Origin of the sequence: Pseudoduganella guangdongensis (assembly GCF_009857475.1) — a bacterium.
In the GTDB taxonomy this organism is placed as follows: Bacteria; Pseudomonadota; Gammaproteobacteria; order Burkholderiales; family Burkholderiaceae_D; genus Rugamonas; species Rugamonas guangdongensis.
In genome coordinates, this window is sequence record NZ_WWCJ01000058.1 from 1 (window position 1) to 402 (window position 402).

General features: G+C 60.9%; 1 protein-coding gene. It reads right to left on the minus strand.

Annotated elements, in window-relative coordinates; all coding sequences use genetic code 11:
• Window positions 1–402: GTP-binding protein (locus tag GTP41_RS26810; RefSeq protein WP_229503107.1), on the minus strand; the 402-nt coding region annotated here is incomplete at both ends.

Here is a 402-nt window from a genome sequence, read left to right on the forward strand (position 1 = left end):
CGGTCACCACGGTACCGCGGCCGGAGATCGAGAACACGTCTTCCACTGGCATCAGGAACGCGCCGTCAACAGCACGCTCTGGGGTTGGGATGTAGGTGTCCAGGGCTTCAGCCAGGCGCTCGATGCAAGCTTCGCCCATTTCGCCAGGCTGGCCTTCCAGTGCCATACGTGCCGAACCTTTGATGATTGGCAGGTCGTCGCCTGGGAACTCGTACTTGGACAGCAGCTCGCGCACTTCCATTTCGACCAGTTCCAGCAGTTCTGCGTCGTCCACCAGGTCGCACTTGTTCAGGAACACGATGATGTAAGGAACGCCAACTTGGCGGGCCAGCAGGATGTGCTCGCGGGTCTGTGGCATTGGGCCGTCAGCTGCGGAGCAAACCAGGATCGCGCCGTCCATCT